Below are 18,061 nucleotides of genomic sequence, written 5' to 3'. Positions count from 1 at the left end.
AAAAAAAGGTTGCGCAAATTGCGCAACCTTTTTTTATTCTAAAATTACAGAGTATTTAGTTACCAATTGTCCAAGATAGATAAAATTGAGAACCTGTAGCTCCAACACCGGGTGCACTAAAGTATTCTTTTCCGCCTAAATTAGCACCCCCTAGCTTAATCACAGAACTTAAGCTTGGAATTGTATAATTTATTTGAGCATCTACTACTGATCTTGCATCTACCATTCCATCGTAGAAAGAAGATTGCCATAGAAACTCATCTTGCCATCTATAGTTTACATTAAAACCAAAATTTTCAAAGAGATCTGTTTTTCCAAACTGCACTTTTATTTTATGCTCTGGTGTGTTAAATCCTGCCTCAAAATCTGGATCTGTTCCTCCTGCTTCTTCAAATTTAGCAAAAGAATAATTGAACCCTAGATCAAAACCATTCATTACTTTTTTAGAAAGTCCTATTCCTAAACCATAAGAACTAATATCAGAGTCCGAGTTTGAATCAAAAGCGATTCCTTTGTAATCTCCGTTAGCTACTGCAATTAAAGCAAGTGGCGTTATTCCTTGAGCACCTCCTGTTGCTGGGCCTAAATCTACAGCATCAGAAAAATTTACGTTTCCATATAATGGTGCTGCTGCATTTTTGCTTGCTATAAAGTCCTCATACTTGTTGTAATATGCATTTATATCAATTGTAACTCCAGCGAGCACACCTCTATAGCCAATATCATAAGCGGTTACGTATTCTGGTGCCACAAAATCAATATTGGATTTCTTTAAATCTGCTGGATTTCTACTAGCAGCAAACGCTTGTAAAGAGCTAACTGTCCAAGAATTATTATACGCCATATCTCCTGTTAACACTTGCGTAGCGCCAATTGTAGTGCCTGCAACTGCATTAATATATCCAGCTAACGCAGGATTGATCCCTAATTCATATGGTAAAGATCTATATCTTTCAATATTATCGGGAGCAGTACCTACTAAAATCCCTGAACCTGCATCTAAACCAATATATTGATCTTGGGCCGTTGGATTTCTAAAACCTGTTTGAAGAGAAGCTCTAAAATTATGTCTCTTGTCCTCTCCAACTGCATATGATAAAGAAATTCTTGGAGAAACGTTTCCTTTAAAGTTAATTGCTTTGTCATATCTTGCAGAAGCAGTTACTTTTAATCGATCATCCAACATTCTTTTTTGACCTTGAATATAAGCACCTGCCTCCGTATACGAAATTGGTCCATCATAATCTGTAAAAATAGTTCCTTGAGAGTTTAACCTGTATTCCCTCATAGACCCACCTATTTGTATCTCTGCAAAATTAATATAATCTCTTAAATTTAGGTTCGCGTCTCCGTGATACAATTTTGTTTGATCTTGAAACTTAGCACCAGTCAACAAATTTGGATCATTCACAACAATTTCTTTCGCCGCATTAAATTCTGGTGACCCTGGACTCAAACGAGCTCTATCAGCAAAGGCTCTTGCCGCGTCATGATTCATTCCAGGAACTCCAAAAGAAGCTGCAGCTCCTAAATATGCACCTGCATATTCCGTAAACCAATTTGAATCTGTACTCCACATTCTATTCACATTAATTGCAGCAAAACGAGTATCATAAGAGTCACCAGCATCTTCTGCCGTTGTATATGCTCTTACAAAAAAGTTTTTACCTTTTACTTCTAACCTGTGCTGTGCCAAAGTAAAGTTCTTAATGTTGTACCTATTTTGTCCTTGATAGATTGTATTTCCTGTACCAAATTTAGAATTGAAAATAACCTCAACCCTGTCATCTCCAAGTGGACGATAATTTAAAGAGGCTCCAAACTTAACACTCTTCGCCTCGTTGTTCATGAAATCGGTATCTGTATATCCTGTTCTTGTTACTCTCGTCGCTCCAAAAGTACCCACTGGTGCTCCTGAAATTGCGTCGAAATCTAAGATAGTCCCAACCTCATCTCCATAAACGTTCAGTCCGTTATAGGCAGTGTTGTTAAAGTGACTCGTTGAGCTGGCATCCACTTCATCTCTGTAGTCCGTAGCGTACCAATCTGTACCTTTTAAATATGATAAAGTCGCTTTCGCAGCAAAATAATTTGAAAAAACATAAGCCATTCTTATATTTAAATCTTTGAACTCATTATCCCCAGCAGCTTTCTGACTTGTAATCCCTGATTTCAATGAAAAGCTAACTCCTTGGTCATCAAAAGCACTTTTACTCCTCATAAACATAATTCCATTGAAGGCGTTTGCGCCATACAAAGCGGAAGAAGCTCCTGGTAAAATCTCTACAGATTTCACGTCTAACTCAGATATTCCTAATAAATTACCGACTGCAAAGTTCAACCCTGGAGCAGAATTATCCATTCCGTCTACCAATTGCATAAAACGTTCGTTTGCAAAAGTTGCAAAACCACGCGTATTTACAGACTTAAAAGTCAAACTATTCGAATTAATATCGACTCCTTTTAAATTTTCTAATCCGTCGTAAAAGGAGGGAGAAGATGTGTTTTTAATAGCTCTGGCGTCTAAGCGCTCTACTGTAACTGGAGACTCCATTATTCGTTCTGGAGTTCGAGATGCAGAAACTATAATTTCATCAAGAAATGTTTCATTTTCTGACAACAAAACAGCAATATTCTGATTATTCTTCTTGACTTCTACTTTTTCAGTTTTATACCCTAAGACCGAAATCTCTAAGACAAATGGTGGAACATCTGAGACGTTTAACGTAAATTTTCCGTCAAAATCAGTGTTCGTCCCTACGGCTTTTCTTTCCACTTTAATGTTCGCTCCAGGCAAAGTTTCGCCTGTTTTTGCGTCTTTAACTGTTCCTGTAATTATGGTTTGTGCAAGCATTGTTGCACTGCCAAAGACCAAGAACGCGAATAATAACATTTTTTTTATCATAATATAAATTAATTTGTTAACGATAATGCAAAATACAATTTTTTTTCAATAATTGAATATTTAACATTAATTTTTATATTTTTCCTAATATTTGGTCCCTTTTTTACGATATCAAAAAGCACAAAAGCTTATCGTGATTTTTAAAAAAACCAATAGTTATCGTACCTTTGCCGAGATCATTAATTTTACTTTTTTGAATACCTTTCAAAACATTTCTAATTTTTTTACAGAAGAAAAGACTTTTGTAACTATCGGCACTTTTGACGGGGTTCATTTTGGTCATCAAAAGATACTAGAAAAACTGGTTTTTGAAGCTAAACAAGCAGGTAAGAAATCCGTGTTGCTTACTTTTTTTCCACACCCAAGGATGGTTTTGCAGAAAGACGCCAAAATTGAAATGATCAATACCATTCATGAGCGTTCTGCTCTTCTAGAAAAAACAGGTTTAGATTATTTAATTATTCACCCTTTTAGCAAAGCTTTTTCAAAAACAACCGCATTAGAATTTGTAAGAGATACCTTAGTAAACAAGCTTAATATTTCGAAATTAATCATTGGATATGACCATCATTTTGGAAAAAATAGGGAAGGAAATATTACGCAATTAACAGAACACAGTCTTGTATATAATTTTACTGTGGAGGAAATACTAGCGCAAGATATTGATGATGTTTCCATAAGTTCTACTAAAATTAGGCAAGCGCTGATCTCTGGAAGTCTAAAAACAGCCAACAAATATTTAGGCTATCCTTTTATGCTCAATGGTATTGTTGTTAACGGAAAGCAATTAGGTGGAAAAATTGGATACCCAACAGCCAACATAGATATTAAAGAAACATATAAGTTAATCCCTAAAGCTGGGGTCTATGTTGTAAAATCAAATATCCAAAATAAAATAATTTTTGGAATGATGAACATTGGATGTCGTCCAACAGTGGACGGAAATCATCAGACTATTGAAGTCCATTTTTTTGATTTTAATCAAGATTTGTATGGAAAACACCTCACTGTAGAGCTCCTTTATTTTTTGCGTGATGAACACAAATTTGACGCAATACCATTGTTAATTGCGCAGCTTAAAAAAGACGAAGATACCGCACGAGACTATATTAAGGACAACTGCTAAACTCTCCTAAAGACTAAAATTACTACAGGTAGTTTTCTCTTTATTAAAGAGCATTGCTCTTTCAATTATTTATTCCTTAATTGTTGAAGTAACTACTTCACAAATTATATCTTTGCAGCTCACAATCCTTACAAGAAATGCTACAGGTTCAATTTATTAGAGAAAATAAACAAATTGTTTTAAATGGTTTGGCTAAACGAAATTTTGTCAATGCAGAAACACTCATAGACAACGTTTTAAATACAGACGAAAACAGAAGAGCAACACAGACTTCTCTTGACGCTATTCTGGCTGAATCCAATAAATTATCGAAAGAAATTGGTGCGTTTTTTCAATCTGGAGAGCGGCAAAAAGCAACTATTTTAAAAGAAAAAACAGTGCAGCTAAAAGAGCAGTCCAAACAACTCTCTGAGAACTTAAATGCACTTTCTGAAAGTTTGCAAACATTGTTATACCTCATACCTAACGTGCCGCACGAATCTGTAAAACCCGGAAAATCTGAGGACGACAACGAAAATATTTTTAGCGAAGGATCTATTCCTAACTTAGGAGAAAACGCCCTTCCCCATTGGGAATTAGCAAAAAAATATGACATTATCGATTTTGAATTAGGTACAAAAATAACAGGAGCAGGCTTTCCTGTGTACAAAGGAAAAGGGGCAAAATTACAACGTGCACTAATCAATTATTTTTTAGACAAAAATATTGAAGCAGGGTACAAAGAATTCCAAGTTCCGCATTTGGTAAATGTTGAATCTGCGACAGCGACTGGCCAGTTACCGGATAAAGAAGGGCAAATGTACCACTCGAATGAAGATGATTTGTATTTAATCCCAACAGGGGAAGTCCCAATTACCAATATGTTCCGCAATAATATAGTGCAAGAATCCGATTTTCCTATCTGCTGCACTGGATATACCCCTTGTTTTAGAAGAGAAGCAGGTAGTTACGGTGCGCATGTTAGGGGTCTAAATAGATTACATCAATTTGACAAAGTAGAAATTGTTAGAATTGAGCATCCAAAAAACTCTTACGCTGCTTTAGATGGAATGGTGGAACATATCAAAGGCATACTCCGTGAATTAGAATTGCCCTATAGAATTTTGCGCTTGTGTGGTGGTGACACTGGTTTTACTGCCGCTTTAACTTTTGATTTCGAATTGTTTTCAACAGCGCAAAACAGATGGTTAGAAATTAGCTCTGCTTCCAACTTTGAGACTTTCCAAGCGAACAGATTAAAACTTCGTTTTAAAAATAAAGAAGGAAAAAGTGAATATGCACATACTTTAAATGGAAGTTCTTTAGCCCTGCCTCGCGTTTTAGCGGGCATTCTAGAAAACTACCAAACAGCCGAAGGTATCAAAATACCTGAAGTACTGGTTCCATATTGCGGATTCGATTATATTAAATAATCGCTATTGCAACTATTTTTAAAACAAATCGAATACCCCAAAATGTCTGGAAGCTTTTAAACAAAAAGAACACGGCATTAAGTTGTCCTCTTTTTATTTTTGAGCTACCAATCATATTAATTTTTTATATATTGGAAGATTACAACCCCATTGTTAGCTGAAAATAAAAATTTACTCAAGTATCTTTGAATCCGATGATGAAACTATTTCTATTTATTTCTTTGTCCTTCAGTAATTTCATTGTTGCTCAAAATAATGCTCCACAAAGAACTATAAACGACTACCGCCTGGCAGAAGATTACTATCGAGAAGGTGCTTTTGAAAAAGCTACACAGCTTTTTCAAAAACTATATGAATCTAACACCTTTAATACAAATTATTTAGGACGCCTAATTTCTTGCTATCAAGAAACTTCCAAATTTATGATGGTTGAGAAACTACTTGTAAATAATCTCAAACAAAACAAAAATCACGCACATTTTTATGTGTATTTGGGCTATAATTATCAAAAGCAATTACAACTAGATAAAGCAAATGAAAACTATGCTCTTGCTATAAACGCTTTAGAAAAAAACGCGTCTTATGGAGGTTTGATTGGACAGCTTTTCAGAGAATATAATTTATTAGACCTTGCAATATTAGCCTACGAAAAAACCATGCTCCTTAATAAAAACACAAATTATAACTTACAAATTGCTCAAATATTTGGCGAAAAAGGAGACTATCAGAAAATGTTTGAAGCCTATATTGACTTAGTAGACAAAAATGAAAAATACCTTAATATTGTTCAAAGGTATAGTGGCAAATACATCTCAAAAGATCCTGAAAACGAGACAAATATTTTATTTAAAAAGGCGCTGTTAAAGAAATCTGCGAGCCAGCCGAAAGCGATTTGGAATGTTCTGTTAAGTTGGTTCTTTGCGCAACAAAAAGAATATACAAAGGCATTAATTCAAGAGAAAGCTTTGTTTTCTCGAGGCTCAAACAATTTAGATGCTTTTTTTATCTTGGGCAAAATAGCCTTTGATAACACCTCTTACAGTGCGTCCAAAAAATGTTTTAATTTTATAATTGAGAAATCATTGAATAAAAATGAACGGATTCAAGCTCACTTTTATTTAGCTAAAATTGCTGTCGATACTAAAGATCCAACAACTGCCGTGTTCTTCCAAAGCCTTTTTAACATCTTTGGTAAAAGTTCGGCAACAATTCAATTACAAGTAGCCTATGCAGATTACCTCACCTTTCAAAAGAACAAACCCAACATTGCGCGTGCTATTTTAGAAGAGGCACTTTCCTATGCTACTTCTAAATTTGAAGAAGCTCGCATTAAATTAAAACTTGGAGATGTTTTGGTGTTCACTGGTGAATTTAACAAAGCGCTTCTTTATTTTTCGCAAATTCAAATCCAACTAACAGACCACGTGCTGGCGCAAGAAGCGCGCTTTAAAGCAGCACAAACAAGCTATTTTAAGGGAGATTTTGATTGGGCCAAAGCACAATTAAAAGTATTGAAAGGTGCTGCCACGCAATTGATTGCAAACGATGCTGCTGCCTTGTATTTAAAAATTTTAGACAATGAACCTATAGACTCCATTCCATCGGGATTAACTGAATTCGCACATGCAGAATTACTGGAGTTTCAAAATAAAAATAAAGAAGCATTGACTTCACTCGAAAATTTATTTACTAGAAAAGATATTTTTCCAAACGGTCTGATCCCCAGTGAGGTTATCTATAGTGATGTGCTTTTTCTGCAGGCAAAACTATTGTTAAAACAAAAAAAACACGAGGAGGCCATTGCTGCTTTATCGCATATTATTCGTGGAGATTCTCAATTTTTTTTAGCAGATACAATTTATTTTATGATTGCAGAAACCTATTATAATGACTTAAAAAAGACTTCTAAAGCCCAAGAATATTATCAAAAAATAATCTTTGAATACCCCGGAAGTATCTATGTTATAGATGCTCGGGAAAAATACCGCTCTGTTAGAGGGGATAAACTTTAACATCCCTTTTTTCGAAAACAAACCATATCCGATATTTAAAACCCACAAAACCAATGTATATCTTTAACGAAACTATAAATATTGACGATGCCGCTCACAATGAATGGATCACTTGGATTGAATCTCATATCACCACAATTCTAAACACTGGACGGTTTACTTCTGCAAAATTTTCTGAAGTTTTAGTAGACGAAGAAATGGGAGGAAAGACGTATTCTATTCAATATTCAGCAAAAACAAGAGCAGACTTAGACAACTATTATCAGTTTGACGCACCTACGTTGCAGTTGGAAAGTGTAAAAAAATTCGCCGATAAAATGTTAACTTTTAGAACTGAATTAAAAATTATAAAAGAATTTTATCCACCAAACGTTCAAAATTAAAATCAACTTTTAAAACTTTCTTGAACAAAAAATGATGCAAAATTTAACTGTATCTTTGTTTTTAGAAGAATAAAATCAAAAATTGTGTTTGTAAAAGCAAAAAAACATTTAGGACAGCATTTTTTAACGGACGAAAGTATTGCAAAAAATATTGCAGATGCTTTAAGCGGCAACGGATATGACGATGTACTCGAAATCGGCCCAGGAATGGGTATTTTAACAAAATATTTACTGCCTCAAAAAGCAAAAATTACGGTGATGGAATTAGACCGAGAGTCTGTTGCCTATTTGCACGACACGTTTCCTTTAGAGCATCTAACACTAGACACTTCAGCGGCCCATTTTTCTGTTTTAGAAGGGGACTTTTTAAAAAAAAATATTCAAGACATCTTTCATAAAAAACAAGTCGCGATTATTGGTAATTTCCCTTATAATATCTCCACACAAATTGTTTTTAAAGCAATAGAAAACCGAGAATTTGTGCCAGAGTTTGCAGGAATGTTTCAAAAAGAAGTCGCTAAGAGAATTGCAGAAAAGGAAGGAAGTAAGGTCTACGGAATTATGTCTGTCTTAACACAAGCTTTTTTTGACGTAGAATATCTCTTTACAGTACCGCCAGATGTTTTCAACCCTCCGCCAAAGGTAGACTCTGGTGTGATTAGACTTGTTAGAAAAAAAGACTATTCTCTTCCCGTTGACGAAAAACTCTTTTTTAGGGTGGTTAAAACGGCCTTTAATCAGCGTAGAAAGATGTTGCGTTCAAGTTTAAAGTCACTCAATCTCTCAGATTCCTTGAAAGAGGATCCTATTTTTACAAAACGTCCAGAACAATTATCTGTAGCTGCTTTTATTGCGCTGACACAAAAAATAGCAAAAGATGACATTTGAAATTACTGAAAAGTTTTTAGAAAATCTTGTCGGTTTTATATACGAGAATAACGATTCTGAAATAAAAAAGTTATTTGAGGAAGTTCACTTTGCAGATATTGCGGAAGTTTTAGACGAAGTAAATTTTGAAGAAGCTATCTATATTATTAAACTTTTAGATAGCGAAAAAACATCCGAAATAATTACAGAATTAGACGAAGATACCCGTGAAAAAATTCTAGAAAATTTATCTGCAAAAGAAATTGCAGAAGAGGTTGGCGAAATGGACTCAGATGACGCTGCCGATATTATAGGAGAGCTTTCCATAGAACGCCAAAAGCATGTAATAAATGCTTTAAATGACAATGAATTAGCAGCAGACATAAAAGAATTACTTTCTTACGAAGAAGACACTGCAGGCGCACTAATGGCAAAGGAACTTGTAAAAGTTTATGAAACTTGGACCGTTGCTGGTTGCATGCGAAGAATTAGAGGTCAGGCCAAAGAGGTTACAAGAGTGCATTCTATTTATGTGGTAGACAAAGAAGATAAACTGGTGGGAAGGTTGTCTTTAAAAGATTTGATTATTGCCAAATCTGATCAAAAAATTGCAGATATTTCAAAAGCAAAAGTAGATGCTGTCAATGTCAACGAAAATGTTGAGGAAGTAGCAAAAATTATGGCCAAATACGATTTAGAAGCCATCCCTGTTGTAAATAATAACTCCGTTTTATTAGGGAGAATTACTATTGATGATATTGTAGATGTACTAAAAGAGGAAGCGGACAAAGATTACCAAATGGCCGCAGGTTTGTCGCAAGATGTTGACTCTGATGATAGTATTTTTGAATTGACGAGAGCGCGATTACCCTGGCTGTTTTTAGGTTTAATTGGTGGGGTCGGGGCATTTATAATTATGGAAGGTTTTCAAGATGTTTTTTCTACATATGCAACCTTGTTCTTTTTTACGCCTTTAATTGCTGCCATGGCCGGAAATGTAGGTGTGCAATCCTCTGCTATTATTGTGCAAGGTTTGGCAAATGATGATGTAAAAGGAAGTATCAACAGCCGACTTTTAAAAGAAATGCTGCTTGCTGCCTTAAACGGGATTATTTTAGCTGCTTTCTTATTTCTTTTTGTTTGGATCTATGAGAGTAGAGTAGATCTTGCGCTGGCCATCTCTATCTCTTTGGTCGTCGTTGTTATTATTGCTGGTTTAATAGGTACTTTTGTTCCTTTGTTTTTAAATAAAAGAGGCATCGACCCTGCCATTGCCACTGGGCCTTTTATTACTACCTCTAACGATATTTTTGGAATTCTGATTTACTTTATGATCGCAAAAGTAATTTTAGGAATATAAAAAACACTTCCAAAAGTGCTCCTATTCTCACCTCTTCTAAAATTATAATTTAACTACAAAAAATAGTTCTCAAAGAACAGAAGTAGTCCTTTCAACCTTTCAATGCAAGTATTTGAATTCAATAGAACTATTTTTAAAATTATAGCGCTCATAAAAAGCAGTACTTACAAACTCTTAAAACCTGTGAAAAAAATATTTAGAATACTACTGGTGGCAATATAAATGCGCGTTTTACTTGCTTCCATATTCTACTCCTTTTTAGCAGACAACAAAATATTCGCTTTAGCTTTTTTATACTTCTTTCATCTACTCACAATTTTTTACTCTCTTTTTCGGGTTAAGAAAGCATAAAAAAAGATTGCAAAAATAAAACACTTACCAATCCATTGCTGGTATATCAAAAAAAAAAATATTCGATATTACTCGATTGAATTTAATGGACCGTTCAAAAGACACTCCAAAAGGGTTGTGATAATCCAATAACTTTTAATTTTTGAAATCTCATAGACACAGACAGCTATTTAAAAAAACTACTTGCCTTTATATTTATGTAAGTTTCTGAAATAAATCCCAAATTACAACACCTGCAGTTACAGATATATTTAGCGAATGTTTAGTTCCTAATTGTGGAATTTCAATACACACATCCGCAGCATCCACAACTTCCTGCTGCACTCCTTTCACTTCATTACCCAAGACAATTGCATATTTCTCACCCTTATCAGGAAAAAAAACGTCTAATTTAGTGCTGCCTTCAGCCTGTTCAATGGCAAGCACTTTTATCTTCTCTTTCTTTAAGTTCTCAATTAAAGTTAGGGTGTCTTCTGCATATTCCCAGGTTACTGACTCCGTTGCCCCTAAGGCTGTTTTATGAATTTCTTTATTAGGTGGTATCGCACAAATACCACACAAATATATTTTTTCAATTAAAAAAGCATCCGAAGTTCTAAAGACAGCTCCAATATTATTTACACTTCGAATGTTGTCTAATATCACAATTAAAGGTGTCTTCTTTTGCTCTTTAAACTCCTCAACAGATATTCTGCCCAACTCGTTATTTTTAAGTTTTCTCATATTTTGTGGATAAGTTCACGATCACCAGCTACGAAATACTGCTTACTAATTTTTATCTTAGCAAAACTAATTTAAATATTCCAAAATCTTGGCAAAACCCACTCCTAAAAAGGTAACCCCTTTGATGAAACAATACAATGCCATCAAGACAAAATATCCTGATGCCATGTTGCTTTTTCGTGTTGGAGATTTCTATGAAACCTTTGGTGAAGACGCAAGAAAGGCGGCCAATGTTTTGGGGATTACATTGACAAAGCGCGGTGCAGGAAGTGAAACAGAAACTGCCCTCGCAGGCTTCCCACATCACTCCCTGAATACGTACTTGCCAAAATTAGTAAAAGCGGGAATGCGTGTTGCTATTTGCGATCAATTGGAAGATCCCAAAATGACTAAAAATATCGTAAAACGGGGAGTTACTGAATTAATTACTCCTGGTGTATCCTTCAATGACGAAGTACTGCAAACAAAAACAAATAACTTTTTAGCAGCTGTACACTTTGATAAAAATCAACTTGGCATTTCCTTTTTAGATATTTCTACTGGCGAATATTTAGTAGCACAAGGCACTGCAGAATACATAGATAAGTTATTACAAAACTTTAATCCAAGTGAAGTTTTAGTTCAGAAACAAAATAAACAAGAATTTTTAACACTTTTTGAAAATCGATATTATACATTCTACTTGGAGGATTGGGTTTTTCAAAAGGAATATGCCAACGAAATTTTACAAAATCATTTTGAAGTAAATACCTTAAAAGGATTTGGTGTTGAAGATCTTAAAAATGGGATTATAGCTGCAGGCGCTGTATTATACTATTTGTCAGAGACACAGCATAATCATCTAAAACACATCCAAGCTATTAGCAGAATTTCAGAGGATAATTATGTTTGGATGGACCGCTTTACCGTTCGCAACCTAGAACTCTATAATCCGAATTCTATAAACGCAATTACGCTTTTAGACGTCATTGATAAAACAATATCTCCAATGGGAGGGAGATTACTCAAGCGCTGGTTAGCACTTCCATTAAAAAATATTAAGGACATAAAAAAACGACACGAACTGGTGAAGTTTTTTATAGACTCTGATGAATTTTCAAAAACAGTTACCTATCAACTAAAACAAATTTCAGATTTAGAGCGCTTGATTTCTAAAGTTGCTACCGCAAAATCATCTCCAAGAGAAATCGTGTTATTAAAAGATTCTTTAAAAGCGATCCTTCCTATTAAATCTGCTGCGGAAAAAAGTAAAAATAGCACGGTGAAAGAACTTGGTAATCAATTACACCATGCTACTGACTTAATTGAAAAGATTACGGAAACATTATTTGAAAATGCACCCGTAAACATCAATAAAGGAAATGCCATTGCCACAGGGGTGCATGGCGAATTAGATGAGTTACGTGCCATTTCAACTTCTGGAAAAGACTATTTAGATGCGATGTTGGCGCGTGAAACAGAAATAACGGGAATTACAAGTTTAAAAATATCATTCAATAATGTGTTTGGTTATTTTATAGAAGTTAGAAATGCACATAAAGACAAAGTTCCTGAAACGTGGATTCGCAAACAAACCCTTGTAAATGCAGAGCGCTATATTACAGAAGAGCTCAAAGAATATGAGACGAAAATTTTAGGTGCCGAAGATAAAATTCAAAAACTAGAACAGGAAATATTTTCTAAACTACTACAGTACATCATTCAGTTTGTTCAAATTGTACAAGAAAATGCACAAATTATTGCTAAGATTGACTGTCTACTTTCCTTTTCTGTTTTAGCAATTGACAACAACTATGTGCGCCCTAGCATGGACGAAAGTACCGATTTAGAAATTAAGAACGGACGTCATCCTGTTATAGAAAAACAGTTACCAATAGATCAAACCTATGTTGCCAATGATGTCGTTTTAAATAGAAAACAACAACAAATAATTATGATTACTGGACCCAATATGTCTGGTAAATCGGCCATATTAAGACAAACCGCTTTGATTGTTTTGCTCGCACAAATGGGCAGTTATGTACCTGCACAAAATGCGAAGATTGGGATTGTAGATAAAATATTTACAAGAGTTGGTGCCAGTGATAATATATCAATGGGCGAGTCTACATTCATGGTAGAAATGAATGAAACAGCTTCCATTCTAAACAATCTTTCTGAACGTAGTCTGGTTTTATTAGATGAAATTGGGCGCGGTACCTCTACCTATGACGGAATTTCAATTGCGTGGGCAATTACAGAGTTTTTGCACGAACATCCATCAAAGGCAAAAACATTATTTGCCACACATTATCACGAACTCAACGAAATGACGACTACTTTTGAGCGTATTAAAAACTTTAATGTGTCTGTAAAAGAACTCAAAGACACTATCATATTCTTACGAAAATTAGTTTCTGGAGGGTCTAACCACAGTTTTGGTATTCATGTTGCAAAACTTGCTGGGATGCCAAATATGGTGATACATCGAGCGAACAAAATATTGATGCAATTAGAGAAAAATAATAAAAATGCGGAAGTAAAAAATGTGTTAAAACAAAAACAACACGAAGAAATGCAACTTAGCTTTTTTCAAATGGATGATCCACTATTGGAAAATATTAGAGAAGAAATCTTGGCAACCAATATTGACACATTAACACCTATCGAAGCACTAATGAAACTAAACGAGATTAAAAGAATGCTGCTAAACAAGCAGTAAATTATTCTCTTAAACCGTTCTTGCCTTTTTTCTGTCTAAAAGAGAACTAAGAATACATGCCACAGCCCCAACAAAGGGCACCGCTAAAATAAAAACACCCCAGACTATAAAGCCTACATTACTCTTGTTTTTAGAAGCTAAAGCGAGCGCCGTAACAACCAAGGATAATAATAAAGTTGCAAAAAGAAGAATCTCAATAGGACCAATCATTAACATATTTATTTCATTTTTAATAAAGATACACTTTTTTTTTATCTCTTTTAAATGGAGCATTCAAATTAATAATTAAGAAATAATAGGCTTTTATTTGTAAAAATAAGACTGTATCTTTGTGATATGCAGATGATATTCTTATTTATTAGCGGTCCAGAAATTATGGTGATTCTACTGATCGTGGTCATGGTTTTTGGCGCGGACAAAATACCCGAAATTGCGCGAGGTTTAGGGAAGGGAATTCGTCAGGTGAAAGATGCTACCAATGATATCAAAAGAGAAATAAAAGACAGTTCAGAAAAGATAGGAATTGATACAGATATTCGCAAAAACGTTACGAAAGAAATTGATGCTGTAAAAGATAATATTGATGACCTTACGGGCCCTATTAAAAGGCAGTTTTAAACGATTAAAGTACTCTACTTATTGTAAGTCCATCTCTAATTGGCAACAATACGGTCTCTATTCTTGGATCTTCATTCATCAACTTATTGTACTCCAAAAGCACTTGTGTATCTCTATCTTTTGGATCTAGTGCCTCCACCACTTTACCACTCCATAAAACATTGTCTGACAATATAATTCCACCAGAATTCATTTTATCAATAATCAGGTGAAAATAATTAATGTAATTAGACTTGTCGGCATCAATAAAAACCAAGTCAAACTTTTCATTGATTGTAGGTATTATTTCAATTGCCTTTCCAACAAACTGTGTTATTTGTTTTCTAAACCCCGATTTTTCAAAATACTTATTTTGAAGTGTTTCTAATTCTTCATTTTTATCTATTGTTATTATTTTACCGCCTGAAGACAAACCTTCTGCAAAACAAAGTGTTGCATATCCTGTATACGTTCCAATCTCCAAAATATTTTTCGGCTTTATTAATTTAGAAAGAATGGATAAAATTCGGCCCTGAAAAGCACCACTTAACATTCTAGGATTTAATACTTTTTGCCAAGTTTCTCTTGTCAACTCTTGCAAAATTTCAGGCTCCTTTTGTGAATGAGCAACAACATAATCGTCTATTTTTTCTGGTAAAAAGTGCATTGTTGTGATGGTTTAAAATGAGGTAAAATTAGAGGGGGTTCCAATATAGAAGAACAGCCTGTGATGAAAAAATGAGAGAAAACTTTCATTTTATTTTTCACTGCGAATACAAATCACAATTCCTTATGTTTTAATAGAACAACCTTTAACGCCTCTTTTTCCTCTAAAGAAAAACAATGTTTTACCTCTTTACAACTTTTGGCATACCCGCTATAAAAAAAACTTAGAATTGTATTCTGTTTTGTGTACATCGCACATATTTTACACCGTATAAGGTGCAGCTTTAATGGTATCAATTCTTTCATAGATGCCTCTCCATATTGACTTTTATCACAAATGGCTGTGGCTTCATCACAGGATAGCTTGAATCTTTTAAACATGTCTCAATTATTAAACCAATTATCTTCCATACATTTTCGGAGCTGAACCCTTGCTCTGTGCAAGATCACCCATAAATTTGACGCAGTAATATCTAACTCCTTACAAATTTCTGCAGTCTCAAACTCTTGTATTGTTTTCATTTTAAAAACCATTGCGTATTTCTCTGGCAATCGATCCATACAAATTTCTAATTGGCTTTTCAATTCAGTATTTTCTAATTTTTTTTCAACTGAATTGTCCCAGCTTTGTGGCACACGTTCTTCCAACCAGCTTCCTTCATTTTCTCCATTCTCATAAAAGTTCATACGAACTTCTGCCTGCCCTTTTGCAGAGTTTATCTTTCGATAATGATCAATAATTTTTCTTTTTAAAATAGAAACAAGCCAAGTCCTCTCTGTTGCTCTACCTTCAAAGTTACTCGCAGATTTTAATCCTGCAAAGAAAGTTTCTTGCACTAGATCTTTAGCTAAATCACTGTTATTTACGCGAGATATTGAATAGTTATACAAATAATCTGCATACTTATCAATCCATTTATTGCTATCTAGGGTGTTTTTTTTTGCTGACATTTCTTAAATTGAATACAAAGGTACCGCTAATTTTGAACACTTTTAGTATTACCAATCGCTCTAACTTTATTGACGCTCACTTATCCTGTTTTCCGTTAAAAAAGTTAAACAACCTCCTATATCAAAAGCACCAAATAAAGCGTTAAATCGCATAATATGTATTATATCTGTTGATATTTCTTACTTTTGCCATCTAATAAATTATGATAATATGTCTGTAGTAAAGAAACAGTATAAACGAGTTACCGTGAAGTCTTTGGTAGAAATGAAAGCAAACAAAGAGAAAATCTCAATGTTAACTGCGTATGATTTTACAATGGCAAAAATTTTAGACAGTTCTGGAATTGATGTTTTATTAGTGGGTGACTCTGCTTCTAATGTTATGGCGGGCCATGAGACCACTTTACCCATTACCCTAGACCAAATGATTTATCACGCGAGCTCAGTTGTTCGCGCTATAGAACGCTGCTTGGTTGTAGTCGATTTACCTTTCGGTAGCTACCAATCTGATCCAAAGGAAGCCTTGCGCTCTGCGATTAGAATCATGAAAGAATCTGGCGGACACTCTATAAAACTAGAGGGTGGAAAAGAAATAAAAGAATCTATAAAGCGAATTTTGAACGCAGGCATTCCTGTAATGGGGCATTTGGGCTTAACGCCACAATCCATCTATAAATTTGGAACCTACACCGTTCGAGCAAAAGAAGAAGAAGAAGCAGAACAACTTTTAGAAGATGCACTAATGCTTGAAAGAATTGGTTGCTTTGCTTTGGTTTTAGAAAAAGTTCCTGCAAACTTGGCAAAACGAGTAGCCGAAGCACTGACCATACCTGTCATTGGAATTGGAGCTGGAAACGGCGTAGATGGGCAAGTTTTAGTTACCCATGATATGATTGGAATGACCCACGAATTTAATCCTCGTTTTCTTAGGCGTTATCTAGACTTGTATAAAGACATGTCTGGTGCTTTCGAAAGCTATATTTCTGATGTTAAAAGTGGTGATTTCCCTAGTGATAAAGAACAGTATTAAATAAGAATTCTATGAAAATTCTGCACCTCGATTCAAATCATCCCCTCTTAATAGCACAACTCGATGCACACGGCTTTACAAATGACGAAGATTACACCTCTTCAAAGGCTGAAATTGAAGCTAAAATTCACAAATATGATGGATTTATAATTCGCAGTCGCTTTTCTATTGACAAAGAGTTTTTAAACAAGGCAACTGCCCTTAAGTTTATTGGTAGGGTTGGTGCGGGATTAGAAAATATAGATTGTGATCATGCCAAGCGTAGGGGAATTACTTTAATTGCTGCACCAGAAGGTAACAAAAATGCCGTTGGAGAGCACGCCCTTGGAATGTTACTTTCGCTATTTAATAAACTGAACAAAGCCGATAAAGAGATACGACAAGGGAAATGGCTCCGTGAAGAAAATCGTGGAATAGAATTAGACGGTAAAACAGTAGCCTTAATTGGATATGGAAATATGGGAAAGTCTTTTGCAAAAAAACTTCAAGGTTTCGATATTAATGTACTTTGTTATGACTTAAAGCCGAATATTTCTGATGCAAATTGTTCACAAACTACACTGGAACAAATACAAAAAGAAGCAGATGTTTTAAGTATTCACACACCTCAAACAAAAGCCACAACGCAATTTATAAATGAGGGCTTTATCAGTAAATTTAAGAAAAACTTCTGGCTCATAAATACGGCTCGTGGATCTGCAGTAAACACAAAAGATTTAGTAACTGCCTTAAAAGCTGGTAAAATCCTTGGCGCAGCTTTGGATGTTTTAGAATACGAAAAAACTTCTTTTGAAAATCTTTTTTCTAAAAACGAAGTACCAGAAGCTTTTGACTATTTAATCCATTCAGAGAATGTATTGCTCTCTCCACATATTGCTGGCTGGACTGCAGAAAGTAATGTAAAGTTAGCACAAACAATCGCAGATAAAATCAAGGTACTGTTTCCTAAATAAAAGAATCCTTTGGTCTTGATTACG

Annotated in this window: 15 protein-coding genes; 10 read left to right on the top strand and 5 right to left on the bottom strand. The window is 34.7% G+C overall.

The features are described from left to right. Window positions 1-55: 55 nt before the first annotated feature. Window positions 56-2,905 (bottom strand): TonB-dependent receptor domain-containing protein, encoded by a 2,850-nt coding sequence (locus tag PI23P_RS03915; protein ID WP_004569440.1) that lies wholly within the window; start codon window positions 2,903-2,905, stop codon window positions 56-58. Window positions 2,906-3,098: 193 nt separating this feature from the next. Here PI23P_RS03915 and PI23P_RS03910 point away from each other — a divergent pair, with 193 nt between their 5' ends. The 6 genes from PI23P_RS03910 to mgtE all read left to right on the top strand — a co-directional run bounded on the left by PI23P_RS03910 (window position 3,099) and on the right by mgtE (window position 10,065). Next, complete coding sequence (locus PI23P_RS03910; RefSeq protein WP_026288385.1) at window positions 3,099-4,031, top strand: bifunctional riboflavin kinase/FAD synthetase; 933 nt, start codon at window positions 3,099-3,101, stop codon at window positions 4,029-4,031. A gap of 137 nt (window positions 4,032-4,168) precedes the next feature. Then, a complete protein-coding gene (gene serS / locus PI23P_RS03905) occupies window positions 4,169-5,443 on the top strand; it encodes a serine--tRNA ligase (protein ID WP_004569438.1) in 1,275 nt (424 codons plus the stop codon). Between the two features lie 194 nt (window positions 5,444-5,637). Further along, the gene (locus tag PI23P_RS03895) at window positions 5,638-7,455 is read left to right on the top strand and encodes a tetratricopeptide repeat protein (RefSeq protein ID WP_004569436.1); all 1,818 of its coding nucleotides are present in this window, start codon (window positions 5,638-5,640) and stop codon (window positions 7,453-7,455) included. Window positions 7,456-7,508: 53 nt separating this feature from the next. Next, the gene (locus tag PI23P_RS03890) at window positions 7,509-7,838 is read left to right on the top strand and encodes a DUF4286 family protein (protein WP_004569435.1); all 330 of its coding nucleotides are present in this window, start codon (window positions 7,509-7,511) and stop codon (window positions 7,836-7,838) included. Window positions 7,839-7,922: 84 nt separating this feature from the next. Then, window positions 7,923-8,726 carry a 16S rRNA (adenine(1518)-N(6)/adenine(1519)-N(6))-dimethyltransferase RsmA gene (gene rsmA / locus PI23P_RS03885; RefSeq protein ID WP_004569434.1) on the top strand — a complete coding sequence of 268 codons (804 nt, stop codon included), beginning with the start codon at window positions 7,923-7,925 and terminating at the stop codon, window positions 8,724-8,726. Then, window positions 8,716-10,065 (top strand): magnesium transporter, encoded by a 1,350-nt coding sequence (mgtE, locus tag PI23P_RS03880; RefSeq protein WP_004569433.1) that lies wholly within the window; start codon window positions 8,716-8,718, stop codon window positions 10,063-10,065. The genes rsmA and mgtE overlap by 11 nt, the downstream gene beginning before the upstream one ends. A 546-nt stretch (window positions 10,066-10,611) precedes the next feature. Here mgtE and PI23P_RS03875 read toward each other — a convergent pair. Further along, window positions 10,612-11,139, bottom strand: a complete 528-nt coding sequence (locus PI23P_RS03875; protein WP_004569432.1) for a TrmH family RNA methyltransferase — start codon at window positions 11,137-11,139, stop codon at window positions 10,612-10,614. A gap of 88 nt (window positions 11,140-11,227) precedes the next feature. Here PI23P_RS03875 and mutS point away from each other — a divergent pair, with 88 nt between their 5' ends. Then, the gene (gene mutS, locus PI23P_RS03870) at window positions 11,228-13,840 is read left to right on the top strand and encodes a DNA mismatch repair protein MutS (RefSeq protein ID WP_004569431.1); all 2,613 of its coding nucleotides are present in this window, start codon (window positions 11,228-11,230) and stop codon (window positions 13,838-13,840) included. Window positions 13,841-13,849: 9 nt separating this feature from the next. Here the strand turns inward: mutS and PI23P_RS03865 are convergent, their stop codons facing one another. Next, window positions 13,850-14,113 carry a hypothetical protein gene (locus tag PI23P_RS03865; RefSeq protein ID WP_004569430.1) on the bottom strand — a complete coding sequence of 88 codons (264 nt, stop codon included), beginning with the start codon at window positions 14,111-14,113 and terminating at the stop codon, window positions 13,850-13,852. Window positions 14,114-14,182: 69 nt separating this feature from the next. Between PI23P_RS03865 and PI23P_RS03860 the strand changes: the two genes are divergently transcribed. Next, window positions 14,183-14,458, top strand: coding sequence for a Sec-independent protein translocase subunit TatA/TatB (locus PI23P_RS03860; protein WP_004569429.1), 276 nt, complete (start codon window positions 14,183-14,185; stop codon window positions 14,456-14,458). 4 nt (window positions 14,459-14,462) lie between these two features. Here the strand turns inward: PI23P_RS03860 and PI23P_RS03855 are convergent, their stop codons facing one another. Both PI23P_RS03855 and PI23P_RS03845 read right to left on the bottom strand, forming a co-directional pair. Next, entirely contained in the window at window positions 14,463-15,104 is a 642-nt protein-coding gene (locus PI23P_RS03855) for an O-methyltransferase (protein ID WP_004569428.1), read from the bottom strand. 383 nt (window positions 15,105-15,487) lie between these two features. After that, on the bottom strand, window positions 15,488-16,054 hold the full coding sequence (locus PI23P_RS03845) for a sigma-70 family RNA polymerase sigma factor (RefSeq protein WP_004569426.1): 567 nt from the start codon (window positions 16,052-16,054) through the stop codon (window positions 15,488-15,490). A gap of 211 nt (window positions 16,055-16,265) precedes the next feature. On the opposite strand from PI23P_RS03845, the gene panB reads away from it, so the two are divergent. Both panB and PI23P_RS03835 read left to right on the top strand, forming a co-directional pair. Beyond that, window positions 16,266-17,084, top strand: a complete 819-nt coding sequence (gene panB, locus PI23P_RS03840; RefSeq protein ID WP_004569425.1) for a 3-methyl-2-oxobutanoate hydroxymethyltransferase — start codon at window positions 16,266-16,268, stop codon at window positions 17,082-17,084. Between the two features lie 11 nt (window positions 17,085-17,095). Continuing rightward, the gene (locus PI23P_RS03835; RefSeq protein ID WP_004569424.1) at window positions 17,096-18,037 is read left to right on the top strand and encodes a 2-hydroxyacid dehydrogenase; all 942 of its coding nucleotides are present in this window, start codon (window positions 17,096-17,098) and stop codon (window positions 18,035-18,037) included. Window positions 18,038-18,061 lie beyond the last annotated feature (24 nt).

It is taken from the genome of Polaribacter irgensii 23-P (genome assembly GCF_000153225.1).
Classification (GTDB): domain Bacteria; phylum Bacteroidota; class Bacteroidia; order Flavobacteriales; family Flavobacteriaceae; genus Polaribacter; species Polaribacter irgensii.
This window is presented reverse-complemented; position numbering and strand designations above follow the sequence as displayed.